We start from the raw sequence: 14477 nt of genomic DNA, 5'->3' as shown, positions 1-14477 counted from the left end.
GTTGAACTTAGGCGCGGAGAGCCTGCACGACAAGCCATAGTCGCTGTGCTGGCGAGGAGCGACAGATTGTCTGGCACGATTCCTGCGGTGTCGGGGTTGAACGCTGGGATTCTGTGCCGATGTTGAACAGACGAACGCTGCTAACCGGAACCGCCGGCTTTGCCGTCATGGGTCTCTCGCTCGGCAGAGCGGCGGCGGCCAGCCTGACCGGCATCGAGAAAGCCTCCATGCGCGGTTCGATCAACGCCACCGAACTTGGCGTCTCACCCGGCACCTTTGACGATCAGAGCAAGGCCTTCGCCAAGCTGCTGCGTGATGCCAACGACCGCGACATGCCGGTGTTCCTGCCGCCCGGCACCTATGTGGTGTCCAACCTCTCGCTGCCCGGCCGCGTGCGCCTTTCCGGCGTGCCGGGCGCAACGCGGATCGTCTATGGCGGCGACGGCCACCTGTTCATGGCCGAACAGGCCGACCATATCGAACTCGGCGGGCTGGTCTTCGACGGCAGTAACCGCTCGATGGGCGACTACGCGCAAGCATTGCTCGATCTGCGCCGGGTCGCGCACCTCATTGTCGACAATTGCCAGATAACCGGCAGCGGCAAGAACGGATTGGCGCTGGAACACGCAGCAGGCCGGGTCGAGCGCTCGGACATATCAGGGGCTGCCGATGCCGGCATCTATTCGGTCGAGGCCGATGGGTTGGCAATCACAGGCAACACCGTCTCCGACTGCGCCAATGGCGGCATCCTGGTGCATCGCTGGCAGGGGGCGGAAGACGGCACCATGGTCACCGGCAACCGCGTCGAGCGCATCCAGGCACGCAGCGGCGGAACCGGGCAGAACGGCAATGGCATCAACGCCTTCCGGGCCGGCAATGTCGTCATCTCGGGCAACATCGTCTCGGACTGCGCCTTTTCGGCGATCCGCGCCAACAGCGCCAGCAATCTGCAGATTTCAGGCAACACCTGCTCGCGCTCGGGCGAGACCGCGGTCTATTCCGAATTCTCGTTCGAAGGCGCCATCATCAGCAACAACATCGTCGACGGCGCCGCCAACGGCATCTCGATCGTCAACTTCAATGAAGGTGGCCGCATGGGTGTCTGCTCGGGTAACATCGTGCGCAATCTGTCGACCAGCGGCCCCTACCCCGCCGACCCGCCCGGTTTTGGCGTCGGCATTGGCGTCGAGGCCGACACTACCGTTTCCAACAATGTCATCGAGAACGCGCCGCTCTATGGCATGCAGATCGGCTGGGGGCCGTACCTGCGCAATGTCGTGGCCACCGGCAACATCATCCGCAAGGCTGGAACCGGCATCGTCGTCAGCGTGGTCGAGGGCGCCGGCACGGCCGTCATCTCGGACAATGTCATCGATGGCGCGCTGAACGGCGCCGTCGTCGGCCAGCGCTGGGCCGAACCGGCGACAAGCGACCTGACATCGTCGGACAAGAGCGGCTATGCGCACTTGACCGTCGAGCGCAATCACGTCAGCTGAATGCTGGACTTTTAATCCAAGGCCACTGTGGGCCTGAGCGCCCCAACCTTGGCGCCAATCCGGCTCTCAATCGGAGCGTTGGCCAGTTCGAGCAGCTTCGCCGCCAAAGTCTCGTCCGCGCGCAACAATTTGGCAAGAACGGCGGCAACCATGGCTTCGCCGGCTCGGCCGGCGCCATCATCGCATTTGAGTGCTATGCCCAGGCCAAGTTCCGGAATTGCGGCACAGTGAACACCTTCGGCGCCGCCTTTCGCGAAAATCCGCCCTGGTGCGGCTTCCATCAATGCGACGTCTTCGCGGCCGGTGCCGGCGACAAAGAACGGTTCGGCCATGCAGGCCGAAAGCAGTCGCTTCGCTGCCTTGGCCCGTTCCGGACCAAAACCATTCGTCGTGGCCATGCGGGCAAAGCCAAGCGCAAAACTCCTGAGCGGCACCGCGTAGGTCGGGATCGAGCAGCCATCGGTCGCTCGTTCATCCGCACCATGGACAGCGCCCGTCACGGCCTGCATGGCGTCGCGCACCATCTCCTGCAAGGCGTGCCCCGGCTTGATATAGCCGCGATGCGCAATGCCGGTGTGGACGCAGGTGCAGAGAAAGCCGGAATGCTTGCCGGAGCAGTTGTTGTGCAGCGCGTTCGGCGACCCGCCGGCGCGGGCAAGCGCAATCTCCGCGTCATGGCTGGACGGCCAATGCGCGCCGCATTCCAGCGCTGACCCGTCCAGCCCGGCCCTGGCCAGCATGGAACGCGCCAACTCTACATGCGCCGGCTCGCCCGAATGGGAGGCACAGGCAAGCGCCAGTTCGCGGTTGCCGAAGCCGTACGCGTCCGCCGTGCCGCTTTCGACCAGCGGCAATGCCTGGATCGCCTTGACCGCGGAGCGCGGAAACACCGGCTTCGAGGTGTCGCCGATCTCCAGGACCGGCTTGCCGTCGGCATCGAAAACCGCGACGGCACCGCGATGGGCGCTCTCGACGATTGCGCCGCGCAGGACTTCGATCAGAACCGGATTTGTCATGAACCCTCCCGCTTGCCCATGACCGCGAGGATCGGAACAGATCTTCGAGGTCATGCGCAAAATCAAAGTGTTACAGCGTCCTTTGCGCGCCTCAAAGGGCGCGCGGCGCTGTAATGCGGGCGGGTTTACCTGATCCGGTCGAGAATGGAAACGTAGTTGGCGACCGCCGCGCCGCCCATGTTGAAGATGCCGCCAAGTTTTGCCCCCGGCACCTGGATGCCGCCAGCTTCGCCGACAAGCTGCATGGCGGTCAAAACATGCATGGAAACGCCGGTGGCGCCGATCGGATGACCCTTGGCCTTGAGCCCGCCCGATGGGTTGACCGGCAGGCGGCCATCCCTGGCGGTCTCGCCGCTCATGGCGAGCTTCGCCCCCTCGCCCGGCTTGGCCAGCCCCATCGCCTCATACTCGATCAGTTCGGCAATGGTGAAGCAATCATGCGTCTCGACGAAGGACAGATCGTCGAGCGTCACGCCGGCATTCTTCAGCGCACGGGTCCAGGCCTGTTCGCAGCCTTCGAAGGTCAGGATGTCGCGCTTCGACATCGGCAGGAAATCCTGCACATGCTCGTTGGCGCGGAAGGCAACGGCGCGGCGCATCTTCAGCGCCGTCGCTGTGTCGGCAAGGACAAGGGCCGCGGCGCCGTCGGAGACCAGCGAACAGTCGGTGCGCTTCAACGGACCGGCAACGAAGGGGTTCTTTTCGCTTTCCTGGCGGCAGAACTCATAGCCGAAATCCTTGCGCATCTGCGCGTAGGGATTGTCGACGCCGTTCTTGTGGTTCTTGGCGGCAATCATTGCCAGCGCGTCCGACTGGTCGCCATAGCGCTGGAAATAGGCCTGCGCGATCTTGCCGAAGACGCCGGCAAAACCCGCCGGAGTATCGCCATCCTCAGGCAGATAGGAAGCTTTGAGCAGGTTTTTGCCGATCTCGGGACCAGGCGTCGTCGTCATCTGCTCGGCGCCGACCACCAGCACGATGCGGGCGGCATTGGCGTCGATGGCGCGGATGCCTTGCCTGACCGCAGCCGAACCGGTGGCGCAAGCGTTCTCGACGCGCGTCGCCGGCTTGAAGCGCAGCCGGTCGTCGGCCTGAAGCACCAGGCTGGCGGTGAAATCCTGCGCCGAAAAGCCGGCGTTGAAGTGCCCGAGCACGATCTCGTCGACCTCGTCGGGGCCGATGCCGGCATGGTCGAGCGCGTCGGTCGCCACCTTGACGATCAGGTTTTCGAGCGTCTCGCCCTCAAGCTTGCCGAAGCGCGAATGCGCCCAGCCAACGATGCATGCGGTCATGGCGGTCTCCATCCTTGGCGCCAGCCTAGCATGAGGGCTCATGGCGCACTTCGCCTTTATTGTTCAAATATAAACAATCGTGCCCGCGCCGGGAAGGGCCGGAACCGGACAATCGCTTGGTGCAGCTAGCGACCACCGATTTTTTTGTTGATTGACCCGTCAATAAAAAATAATCCTGCTTCAAAGGACCCCAGCGAGATGCCGAAAGTCGGAATGGAACCCCTGCGCCGCAAGGCGCTCATCGACGCGACGATCTCGGCGATCGGCGAACGCGGCTCGCTCGACGTGACCATGTCCGAGATCGCCGGCCGCGCCGGCGTGTCCTCTGCCCTTGCCCATCATTATTTTGGCGCCAAGGATGAACTCCTGCTGGCGACGATGCGCCATATCCTGGCCGAACTGACCATCGACATGCGGCGCGCCCTTGGTGCCGCCGGGAGCCCGCGCGAGCGCGTTTCGGCGGTCGTGGCCGTCAACTTCTCCGAGCTCCAGTTCCAGCCGGAAACCATCGCCGCCTGGCTCGCCTTCTATGTCGAGGCGCAGAAATCGGCGGCGCTGCGCCGGCTGCTCAAGGTCTACGCGCGGCGCCTGCACTCCAACCTGTTGAGCGGGCTGACCGGCATCCTGCCGAGAGCCGAGGCCGATCGCGTCGCCGAAGCGACCGCGGCGCTGATCGACGGGCTCTACATCAGACGCGCCCTGAAGGACGGCGTGCCCGACGCCGCGACCGCGATCGCGCTGGTCGAGGACTATCTCGAAACGAAACTCGGTGGACGGCAGACACAGTGACAGCCAAGCGACCCAATTTCCTGATCGTCATGGTCGATCAGCTCAACGGTACGCTGTTCCCGGATGGGCCGGCGGACTTCCTGCATGTGCCGCATCTCAAGGCACTGGCGGCCCGCTCGGCGCGTTTTGCCAACAACTACACCGCATCGCCGCTTTGCGCGCCGGGGCGGGCCTCGTTCATGAGTGGGCAGCTGCCGTCTCGCACCGGGGTCTATGACAATGCCGCAGAATTCGTCTCGTCGATCCCGACCTTCGCCCATCATCTGCGCGCCGCCGGCTACTACACCTGCCTGTCGGGCAAGATGCATTTCGTCGGACCGGACCAGTTGCACGGCTTCGAGGAGCGGCTGACCACCGACATCTATCCGGCCGATTTCGGCTGGACCCCGGATTACCGCAAGCCCGGCGAGCGCATCGAATGGTGGTACCACAATCTGGGTTCGGTGACCGGCGCCGGCGTCGCCGAGACCACCAACCAGATGGAATATGACGACGAGGTCGTGTTCCTGGCCACGCAGAAACTCTATCAGCTGTCGCGCGAACAGGACGATTTGGACCATCGGCCCTGGTGCCTCACCGTTTCGCTGTCGCACCCGCACGATCCCTATGTTGCGCGCAAGCAGTATTGGGATCTCTACGAACACTGCCAGGCGCTGGACCCGGAAACCGGATTCATTGCGCATGACGAGCAGGACACGCATTCGCAGCGGCTGTACCACGCCAGCGATTATCCGTCTTTCGAGATCACCCCTGAACAAGTGCGTCGTTCCCGGCGCGGCTATTTCGCCAACATCTCCTATGTCGATGACAAGCTCGGCGAGCTTCTGGACGTTTTGCGGCGAACGCGCATGCTCGACGACACCGTCATCCTGTTCTGCTCGGACCATGGCGACATGCTCGGCGAGCGCGGCCTGTGGTTCAAGATGAGCTTCTTCGAGGGCTCGGCGCGGGTGCCGCTGATGATCGCCGGCAAGGGCGTTCGCGCCGGACTGATCGAAGCGCCGGTCTCCAATCTCGACGTCGCGCCGACGCTTTGCGACCTTGCCGGCATCGACATCGGGGCGATCGCGCCGTGGACCGACGGCCAATCACTGCTGCCGCTCACCAATGGCGGGCAGCGCGCCGCGCCTGTGTTGATGGAGTATGCGGCGGAGGGCTCCTGCTCGCCACTCGTTGCAATCCGCGACGGCAGATACAAATTCGTCCATTGCGAGCTCGACCCGCCGCAACTGTTCGATCTCGAGGCCGATCCACTCGAGCGAGACAATTTGGCCGGCGACCCGGCCAATGCGGATCTGGTGGCGGCATTCATGAGCAAGGTCCGCGCGCGCTGGGACATGGCCGGCTTCGACGCCGCCGTGCGCGAGAGCCAGGCGCGCCGCTGGGTCGTCTATCCCGCGCTGCGCAACGGCGCCTATTACCCCTGGGATTTCCAGCCGCTGCAAAAGGCGTCGGAACGCTACATGCGCAATCACATGAACCTCGACAATCTCGAGGAGAGCAAACGGTATCCACGAGGCGAATGATGGCAGACCTTCTCGTCCCCTTTCTCGACCATCTCAAGCAGGCCTATGCCGTCACCTCGCGGGCGACACAGATCACGCCGCTGCTGGAATCGGCGGCACTCGCGCGTGAGACGGGCGCGGCTCGTGTCTTCATCAAGCCGGAATCGCTGCAATGGGCAGGCTCCTTCAAGATACGCGGCGCCTATTGGCGGCTGAAGCAGCTTTCGGCCGACGAGGCGAAGAAAGGCGTCGTCGCCTATTCCTCCGGCAATTTCGCGCAAGGGCTGGCGGCAGCCGGCCAGGCGCTCGGCATTCCGGTCACCATCGTCATGCCGATCGATGCACCCGCCGCCAAACGCGATGCCACGGCAGGGTATGGCGCCCGTGTCGTGCTGACTGACCATGGCGAGCGCGCGCGTGAGGAAGTCGCCGCCGCCAAGGCGCGCGAGATCGCAGAGACCGAAGGGTTGGCCCTGCTGCATCCGTTCGACGACCCGGAGATCGTCGCCGGCCAGGCGGGCGCCGGCCTCGAAGCGCTCGACCAGCTTGCCGCCAAGGACGCCAGCGCCGACCTTTTGTTCTGCTCGGTCGGCGGCGGCGGATTGATCGGCGGCGTTTCGCTCGCCTTCCACTATCTTTCACCCGCCACAGAGATCATCGGCGTCGAGCCGGAAGGTTTCAACGGCATGGGCTCGTCGCTGGCGCATGGCAGCATCGAGACGATGCCGATCGGCCCGAAGTCGATCTGCGACGGACTGATGTCACGACGACCCGGCGACGCACCATTCGCGGCGGTCAAGACCGCCGGCGTGCGCGGCATCACCGTCGACGATCAATCTGTGCGGAGTGCCATGCGTATCGCGTTCGAGCGCATGAAGCTGGTGCTCGAACCGTCGGGGGCCGCCTCGCTGGCGGCGCTGCTCGGCGGCAAGGTGGATGTAAAAGGCAAGACCGTGCTCGTGATGGCAACTGGCGGCAATGTTTCGCTCGCCGATTTCATCACGCATATGAACGATGGGCGCATATGAACCATGCTTGAAGCGGATTTCGTCATCATAGGCTCTGGCTCGGCCGGCTCAGCCATGGCCTATCGGTTGTCCGAGGACGGCAAGCATTCGGTGATCGTGATCGAATTCGGCGGCACCGATATCGGGCCGCTGATCCAGATGCCGTCGGCGCTGTCGATCCCGCTCAATATGAGCCTCTACGACTGGGGCTTTGCCAGCGAACCCGAGCCGCATCTCGGCGGCCGCGTGCTGGCGACGCCGCGCGGCAAGGTGATCGGCGGTTCGTCCTCGATCAACGGCATGGTCTATGTGCGCGGCCATGCCCGCGACTTCGACCATTGGGCCGAAGTAGGTGCGACCGGCTGGGGCTTTGCCGACGTGCTCCCCTACTTCAAGCGCATGGAGGACAATGACGGCGGCGAGGATGGCTGGCGCGGCCATGGCGGGCCATTGCATGTACAGCGCGGCTCGCGACGCAATCCGCTTTACGGAGCCTTCGTCGAGGCGGGCCGCCAGGCCGGGTTCGAACTGACCGACGACTACAATGGTTCCAAGCAGGAAGGCTTTGGGGCGATGGAGCAGACCATTCGCGGCGGCCGCCGCTGGTCGGCTGCAAGTGCCTATCTGAAGCCGGCGTTGAACCGCAAGAATGTTAGCCTGCTCAAGGGTTTCGCCCGCCGGGTGATCATCGAGAATCAACGCGCCATCGGCGTCGAGATCGAAGCTCACAAACAGATTCAGGTCGTTAAGGCACGACGTGAGGTGATCGTCGCCGCCTCGTCGATCAACTCTCCCAAGATCCTGATGCTGTCGGGCATCGGTCCGGCCGAGCATCTGAGGGAAAACGGCATTGCCGTGGTGGCCGACCGACCCGGCGTCGGCCGCAATTTGCAAGACCATATGGAGCTCTACATCCAGCAGGAATCGACGCAGCCGATCACGCTCAATTCGGTGCTCAACCCGTTCTCGAAGGCATTGATCGGCGCGCAATGGCTGTTCTTCAAGACCGGGCTGGGCGCCACCAACCATTTCGAGGCAGCGGCCTTCGTGCGCTCACGCGCCGGTGTCGACTATCCCGATATCCAGTACCACTTCATCCCGGCGGCGGTCCGCTATGATGGCAAGGCAGCGGCGAAGTCGCACGGCTTCCAGGCGCATGTCGGGCCGATGCGGTCGAAGTCGCGCGGCTCGGTGACGTTGCGCTCGCCGGACCCGAAATCGAAGCCTGTGATCCGCTTCAACTACATGTCGCATCCTGACGACTGGACGGAGTTCCGCCACTGCATCCGGCTGACCCGCGAGATCTTCGGCCAGAAGGCGTTCGATGGCTACCGCGGCAAGGAAATCTCGCCGGGCAGCCACGTGCAGTCGGATGACGATCTCGATGTCTTCATCAGGGATCACGCCGAGAGCGCCTACCATCCTTGCGGCACCTGCAAGATGGGCCGCGCCGACGACATGATGAGCGTCGTCGATCCGGAATGCCGGGTCATCGGCGTCGAAGGATTGCGCGTCGCCGATTCCTCGATCTTCCCGCGTGTCACCAACGGCAACCTCAATGCGCCGTCGATCATGACCGGCGAGAAGGCTTCCGACCACATTCTCGGCCGCACACCGCTGGCGCCGTCCAACCAGGAACCCTGGATCAATCCGCGCTGGCAGGCATCCGACAGATAGAGCATGATCCGGCGAACGTTCCGCCCAAGCGAAGACGATTTGGAGACCTCCATGCGCGCCCAGCCCACGGCATCGCACTATGTCAACGGACGCTATATCGACGATGAGCAGGGCGCGCCGCTGCCGGTCATTTATCCGGCAACCGGCGAGACAATCGCCATGCTGCGCTCGGCGACGCCGAACGTGCTGGAACTCGCCGTCGAGGCCGCGCGTGCCGCGCAGCCTGCCTGGGCGCGGCTGAAGCCGGTCGAGCGCGGACGCATCCTGCGCCGCGCCGCCGACATCTTGCGCGCCCGCAACGCCGACCTCGCCCGCATAGAGACGCTCGACACCGGCAAGGCGATCCAGGAGACACTGGTGGCGGACGCGCCGTCGGCCGCGGACTGCCTGGAATATTTCGGCGGCGCAGTCGCCGCGTACAATGGCGAGTCCGTCGACCTTGGCGGGCCCTTCGCCTACACCCGACGCGAGGCGCTCGGCGTCTGTGTCGGCATCGGCGCCTGGAACTACCCGATCCAGATTGCCGGCTGGAAATCAGCGCCGGCGCTGGCCATGGGCAACGCCATGGTGTTCAAGCCGTCGGAAAACACGCCGCTTTCAGCGCTGGCGCTGGCCGAAATCTACAGCGAGGCCGGCCTGCCCGATGGGCTGTTCAACGTCGTGCAGGGCTATGGCGATGTCGGCGCCGGGCTTGTCGGTCATGATGTCGTCGCCAAGGTCTCGGTGACCGGCTCGGTGCCGACCGGACGCAAGGTGCTGTCGCTGGCCGGTTCGAAGATGAAGCACGCGACGATGGAACTCGGCGGCAAGTCGCCGCTGATCGTCTTCGACGATGCCGACATCGAGAATGCCATTGGCGGCGCCATGCTCGGCAATTTCTATTCGACCGGCCAAATCTGCTCCAACGGCACGCGCGTCTTCGTGCAGAGCGGCATTCACGACCGCTTCGTCGAACGTTTGATAGAGCGGACGAAGAAGATCCGCATCGGCGATCCGCTCGACCCCGAAACCCAGATGGGTCCGCTGGTCTCCAAGGCGCAGCATGAGAAGGTGGTCGGCTATGTCGAGATCGGCAAGCAGGATGGCGCAGTCCTCGCCTGCGGCGGCAACGTGCCTTCGCTGCAGGGGTTCGACGGTGGCTTCTTCGTCGAACCGACGGTCTTCACCGGCGTCACCGACACGATGCGCATCGCGCGCGAGGAGATTTTCGGGCCTGTGATGAGCGTGCTGAAATTCGACGGCGAGGACGAGGTGATCGACCGCGCCAACGACACCGAATTTGGCCTTGCCGCGGGCGTCTTCACGCGCGACCTGCCGCGCGCCCACCGCGTCATCGCCGAGCTGCAGGCCGGCACCTGCTGGATCAATGCCTACAATCTGACACCGGTCGAGATCCCCTTCGGCGGCTTCAAGCAGTCCGGCATCGGGCGGGAGAATTCGCTGGCAGCGCTGGCGCTCTATTCGCAGCTGAAGTCGGTGTATGTCGAGACTGGGGACGTGGCGAGCCCCTACTGAGCCTAGCCTACGGCGCCTTCTGCGCCGTGCTGTCCAGATACTGGGTCAGCGCACAAACCAGGTGATAGAAGATGCTGGCCGGCACATCGGTCGCCAGCGAGCGGCCGCGTTCATCGATGCGGTCGATCCACAGGCCGAGCGGCGCCGGGTCGATGTGCCAGCGGAACAGGCGGCCAACGCGTTCCTCGATTTCGGGCTTGAGGTCGGGCCCGCCCGAGCCATCCAGCGCAATCGCCGCCTTGACCGCTTCGGCCTGCGGCCAGCTGCGGGAGACGCGGTCGAGCGGCAGGCCTTGCCTGGAGACGGCGCCATAAGCGAGACCGGTGGCGCGGTTGAGGCCGTTGGCGATGGCCGAGGCGTAGAGTTTTCGGGCGAAGCCGCTCAAATCCGCCTGGCCGCTGCGCCCGGCGAAATCGACCAGCAGCGAGGCCCATTCGAAGTGATGACCGGGCTCGGTCCAGGATCCTTTGTCGCCGGCGGACGGTTTCCATTCGGCGTCGAAATATTCGCCCAGGGTCCAGCTTTCAGCATCGAAGAAATGGCTGCGGAACAGGTCGATGACGCGTGCCGCACGGCGCAGATGGGTGCGCTCGCCGGTCGCCTGGTACCAGGCGAGAAAGGCCTCGAGCAGATGCATGTGCGGGTTGGAGCGCCGCTCGCCCTCCCCGTCCGACGTCTCGAGGAAGCCGGTCAGGCGGCTGTCCTCGAGATATGTGTCGAGAAAAGCGAGGGTTTCCTGACCAAGCCGCAAGGCGTCGGGATTGCCCGACATATGCGCATGCGCCAGTGCCAGCAGCACGCAGGAATGATCGTAGGCATCCTCGGTGGCATCGGCCACGGAGCCGTCGACGTTCAGCGTGCGCACCCAGCCACCTTTGTTGGTGCGGCCATTCTTGGCCACGAAGTCGATGCCGTGGCTGATCAGCCGGTCGGCCGGACCGTCCCAGCCGCGCGCTTTGGCAACGGCGAAGGCATAGACCTGCCTTGCCATGGTGCGCATGCGCTTGGGCTTCATCAGCGGCGAGGCATCAAGGCCGAGCGCTTCGTGAAAACCGCCATGACGCTCGTCGACGCCCGATGTCGACCACAGCGGCAAGGTCTCCTGAAACAGCCAGTGATGCACGCGCCGTCGCCAGGCGCCGCTTTCGATGACGCGGTCATGCGCCGGCGTGAACCGCGTTTCCAGCCGGCCCGATTTCTCGAGCTGTTCGACGATCTTCTTGACGTGCTGGCTGTGGCTGACCGGGGCGACGAAGGTGGCGTCTGCTGTCGAAACGATGGCGACGTCCTTCATGCCGATCGCCGACAGCAGGCGGCCGTCGCTGCGGATGTACGAGTTCTCGCAGTCGATGGCGACGACATCGCCGATGACGACATTGCCCTGGTCGTCGGCAGGGCCGACATCGAGCAGCGACTGCCAGGAGCCGAGATCGTTCCAGCGGAAGCCGGCCGGCACCATGGCGATATCTCTTGCCCGCTCCATGACGGCGTAGTCGATCGAGTTCGACGGAATGGCGGCGTAGAGTTCGAGCGGCATATAGAGACCGGACAGATCCGATGTCGCCGCTCTGTAGGCCGCTTCGGTGGCCTGCCAGATATCGGGCTGGAACGCCGCGAAGGCGTCGCGCATGGCGCCGGCGCGAAACAGGAAGATGCCGGTGTTCCAATAAAAACTTCCGGCCTGGAGATAGTCCTGCGCCGTTGCAAGGTCAGGCTTTTCGACAAAGCGCGACACGTCGAAGGTACCGCCGCTCTCGGCCGCGACTTCAATATAGCCGTAGCCGGTCTCGGGTTGCGTCGGCTTGACGCCGAACACCACCAGCCGGCCCTGGCGCGCCGCCTCGGTACCGGCTTCGACACTGTGCCAGAATTGGCGCGGGGTGTTGATCTCGTGATCCGACGGCACCACCAGAATCAGGCTGTCGCCGAACTCGGACAGCGTGCGCAGCGTCGCCAGCGCGACGGCGGCGGCGGTGTTGCGGCCGGCCGGCTCGAACAACGGCCCGCCGCCGGCGAGATCGAGGCCGGCAAGGTCGGCACGGACGCGGTCGGCATGACGCTCCGAGGCGATCAGGAAGATGGGCGTTTCGCCCTCCGGTCTCGCCGTGAGCCGACGCAAGGTCTTGGCCAGCATCGAGCCATCGCCGGACAGATCGTGGAACTGCTTGGGGTTGTCCTCGCGCGACAGCGGCCAGAGCCGCGAGCCGATGCCGCCGCTCATGACAAAACTAACGATCCGCTCGGTCATTCGGGTCTCGCGCTCAGAAGCAATTGGTGACCGGTTGCTACTACACAAGCCTTAAGCGGTGTTTATGCCCTTGGAAATTCGTTTGGATGCAAGCTCGATAAATGCCTTGACCAGGGGTGATAGGTGGCGGCTGCTCGGATAGAGGGCATGCAAGCCGCCGGCCGGTGTCGTGTAATCCGCGAGAACGTGCTGCAGTCGCCCCTCCTTGATAAGCCCTTCAGCCATCGCCTGGGGCAATTGGGCGATACCGAAGCCGGCGAGCGCGGCTGCAACGACCGCCTGCATTTCATTGGCCGCAAAGCGCCCTGCCACCATGACCATTTCCTGGCCGTGTGGCCCTTCCAGCACCCAATGAGCGCCTGAGGCAGAAGCGCCCGCGATGACGCATTGATGGTGCGTGAGGTCCGCCGGGCTTTGCGGTGTGCCGTTCCGGGCGAGATAGTCCGGGCTGGCGCCGAGCAGCCGGTGCGTGGAGCCGAGCTTGCGGGCGATCAGCGTCGAATCCTGAAGGATTCCGGTGCGGAAAGCGAGGTCTATGCCATCCTCGACCAGATTGAGCCTGTCGTCGGTGAGGCGGAGTTCGACATTGGTCTTCGGATACATTGCGAGAAAGTCGACCACGGCGCGGATGAGGAAATGGCCGCTAAAGCCAACCGGGGCCGAAATGCGAATCGTACCCGACGGCTCCGCCCTCGCCTCCGCCAGGCGCAGATTTGCCTCCTCGATAGAGCGCAGGCCCTGGCTGCTCTGCTCATAGTAGAGACGCCCGGCATCCGTCAGGTTGAGGCTACGTGTCGTGCGCTGCAGCAGGCGGACGCCGACTTCGCGTTCGAGCGCGGCAATGCGGCGGCTGACCGTCGTCTTAGGCATGGTGAGCAGGCGCGCGGCGGCGGTGAAACTGCCGGCTTCGACGACGCGAGCAAACACGACGATATCGTTGAGATCGATCATTGTATCCAAAATTGGGACGACTTTTTCCAATTATAGCCAATTATGCATCAATGCGGAAGATCCTAACTTTGCTGCAGCCAAACAAGAAGGAACACACACCATGGCCAGCAAACGAAACATTCTGGTGACCGGCGCGACCGGCCAGCAAGGCGGCGCGGTTGCGCGCGCATTGTTGTCCAGGGGACATCGCGTCAAGGCCCTGACGCGCAAGCCGGACAGTGAGGCCGCACGGCAACTGGCGTCGGCGGGCGCCGATATCGTGGCTGGCGATCTCGCTGACGCAGCCTCCGTCGTCAGGGCCGCAAAAGACGTCGACACCATGTTCCTGATGGGCAACAGCTATGAGGCTGGCATGCAGGAGGAAACCCGCCAGGGGATCATCGCCGCAGATGCGGCCAAGGCTGCCGGCGTCGGACATCTGATCTATTCATCCGTTGCCGACGCCGACAAGAAGACCGGCATCCCGCATTTCGAGAGCAAGTATCTTGTCGAGAAACATGTCGTCGGGCTTGGTATCCCCTACACGATGAGCGCGCCGGTCGCCTTCATGGAGAATGTCGTCGCGCCATGGTCGATCGGCGCGCTCAGCCAGGGCACTTATGCCTTCGCGATGCCTTCCAAACGCGCCCTCCAACTGGTCTCGCTGGCGGACATTGGCGGCTTCGTCGCCGCCTTGGCCGAACGGCGAGAACTGGTGTTCGGCAAGCGGTTCGATTTCGCCGGGGACGAATTGTCAGGCGAAGAGCAAGCGAAAATCCTGTCCGAGGCCATCGGTCGCCCGATCCGCTATCAGGAAATCCCGCTCGCCGTGGCGCGCCAGCAAAGCGAGGATGCGGCCCTGATGTTCGAATGGTTCGACCGCGTCGGCTACGATGTCGATATCGCCGCCTTGCACAAGGATTTCCCGGAGGTCCGCTGGCACAGTTTTGCCGACTGGGCGCGAGCGTTCGACTGGAGCGCCCTAGCTTCAGCCGGCTGAGT

Annotated in this window: 11 protein-coding genes; 7 read left to right on the top strand and 4 right to left on the bottom strand. The window is 64.1% G+C overall.

All coding sequences use genetic code 11. From position 1 onward, the window contains the following. The first annotated feature begins 119 nt into the window (after positions 1-119). Positions 120-1496 (top strand): TIGR03808 family TAT-translocated repetitive protein, encoded by a 1377-nt coding sequence (locus AC0ZT5_RS02705; RefSeq protein WP_488495152.1) that lies wholly within the window; start codon positions 120-122, stop codon positions 1494-1496. Positions 1497-1507: 11 nt separating this feature from the next. On the opposite strand, the gene AC0ZT5_RS02700 is transcribed toward AC0ZT5_RS02705, so the two are convergent. Continuing rightward, entirely contained in the window at positions 1508-2512 is a 1005-nt protein-coding gene (locus tag AC0ZT5_RS02700; protein WP_488495151.1) for an asparaginase, read from the bottom strand. Positions 2513-2637: 125 nt separating this feature from the next. Beyond that, positions 2638-3804 (bottom strand): acetyl-CoA acetyltransferase, encoded by a 1167-nt coding sequence (locus AC0ZT5_RS02695; RefSeq protein ID WP_457153106.1) that lies wholly within the window; start codon positions 3802-3804, stop codon positions 2638-2640. Positions 3805-4002: 198 nt separating this feature from the next. On the opposite strand from AC0ZT5_RS02695, the gene betI reads away from it, so the two are divergent. The 5 genes from betI to betB are packed head-to-tail and all read left to right on the top strand — an operon-like array spanning position 4003 to position 10297. Then, complete coding sequence (betI, locus tag AC0ZT5_RS02690; RefSeq protein ID WP_095089822.1) at positions 4003-4593, top strand: choline-binding transcriptional repressor BetI; 591 nt, start codon at positions 4003-4005, stop codon at positions 4591-4593. Further along, on the top strand, positions 4590-6119 hold the full coding sequence (gene betC, locus AC0ZT5_RS02685; protein ID WP_488495150.1) for a choline-sulfatase: 1530 nt from the start codon (positions 4590-4592) through the stop codon (positions 6117-6119). The genes betI and betC overlap by 4 nt, the downstream gene beginning before the upstream one ends. Next, positions 6116-7126, top strand: coding sequence for a threonine/serine dehydratase family protein (locus AC0ZT5_RS02680; RefSeq protein WP_488495149.1), 1011 nt, complete (start codon positions 6116-6118; stop codon positions 7124-7126). Before betC ends, AC0ZT5_RS02680 begins: the two co-directional genes overlap by 4 nt. 3 nt (positions 7127-7129) lie before the next feature. Beyond that, complete coding sequence (betA, locus tag AC0ZT5_RS02675; RefSeq protein WP_488495148.1) at positions 7130-8782, top strand: choline dehydrogenase; 1653 nt, start codon at positions 7130-7132, stop codon at positions 8780-8782. 51 nt (positions 8783-8833) lie between these two features. After that, entirely contained in the window at positions 8834-10297 is a 1464-nt protein-coding gene (gene betB, locus AC0ZT5_RS02670; RefSeq protein ID WP_488495147.1) for a betaine-aldehyde dehydrogenase, read from the top strand. 7 nt (positions 10298-10304) lie between these two features. Here betB and AC0ZT5_RS02665 read toward each other — a convergent pair whose 3' ends face one another. Together AC0ZT5_RS02665 and AC0ZT5_RS02660 are read right to left on the bottom strand one after the other, a co-directional pair. Then, the gene (locus AC0ZT5_RS02665; RefSeq protein WP_488495146.1) at positions 10305-12545 is read right to left on the bottom strand and encodes a mannose-1-phosphate guanylyltransferase/mannose-6-phosphate isomerase; all 2241 of its coding nucleotides are present in this window, start codon (positions 12543-12545) and stop codon (positions 10305-10307) included. A gap of 51 nt (positions 12546-12596) precedes the next feature. After that, entirely contained in the window at positions 12597-13496 is a 900-nt protein-coding gene (locus AC0ZT5_RS02660) for a LysR family transcriptional regulator (protein WP_488495145.1), read from the bottom strand. A 100-nt stretch (positions 13497-13596) separates the two neighbouring features. Here AC0ZT5_RS02660 and AC0ZT5_RS02655 point away from each other — a divergent pair, with 100 nt between their 5' ends. Continuing rightward, complete coding sequence (locus AC0ZT5_RS02655) at positions 13597-14475, top strand: NmrA/HSCARG family protein (protein WP_488495144.1); 879 nt, start codon at positions 13597-13599, stop codon at positions 14473-14475. Positions 14476-14477: the final 2 nt, after the last annotated feature.

The sequence above is a fragment of the Mesorhizobium sp. CNPSo 4670 genome (assembly GCF_057784235.1).
The sequence above is the reverse complement of the archived record's forward strand: the minus strand, read 5'-3'. Positions and strand labels throughout refer to the sequence as shown.

What these genes read in the sequence shown, in the direction of transcription:
- AC0ZT5_RS02705 (WP_488495152.1), top strand. Translation starts at nt 120, where the DNA reads ATGTTGAACAGACGAACGCTGCTAACCGGAACCGCCGGCTTTGCCGTC.
- AC0ZT5_RS02700 (WP_488495151.1), bottom strand. Translation starts at nt 2,512, where the DNA reads ATGACAAATCCGGTTCTGATCGAAGTCCTGCGCGGCGCAATCGTCGAG.
- AC0ZT5_RS02695 (WP_457153106.1), bottom strand. Translation starts at nt 3,804, where the DNA reads ATGACCGCATGCATCGTTGGCTGGGCGCATTCGCGCTTCGGCAAGCTT.
- betI (WP_095089822.1), top strand. Translation starts at nt 4,003, where the DNA reads ATGCCGAAAGTCGGAATGGAACCCCTGCGCCGCAAGGCGCTCATCGAC.
- AC0ZT5_RS02680 (WP_488495149.1), top strand. Translation starts at nt 6,116, where the DNA reads ATGATGGCAGACCTTCTCGTCCCCTTTCTCGACCATCTCAAGCAGGCC.
- betA (WP_488495148.1), top strand. Translation starts at nt 7,130, where the DNA reads ATGCTTGAAGCGGATTTCGTCATCATAGGCTCTGGCTCGGCCGGCTCA.
- betB (WP_488495147.1), top strand. Translation starts at nt 8,834, where the DNA reads ATGCGCGCCCAGCCCACGGCATCGCACTATGTCAACGGACGCTATATC.
- AC0ZT5_RS02665 (WP_488495146.1), bottom strand. Translation starts at nt 12,545, where the DNA reads ATGACCGAGCGGATCGTTAGTTTTGTCATGAGCGGCGGCATCGGCTCG.
- AC0ZT5_RS02660 (WP_488495145.1), bottom strand. Translation starts at nt 13,496, where the DNA reads ATGATCGATCTCAACGATATCGTCGTGTTTGCTCGCGTCGTCGAAGCC.
- AC0ZT5_RS02655 (WP_488495144.1), top strand. Translation starts at nt 13,597, where the DNA reads ATGGCCAGCAAACGAAACATTCTGGTGACCGGCGCGACCGGCCAGCAA.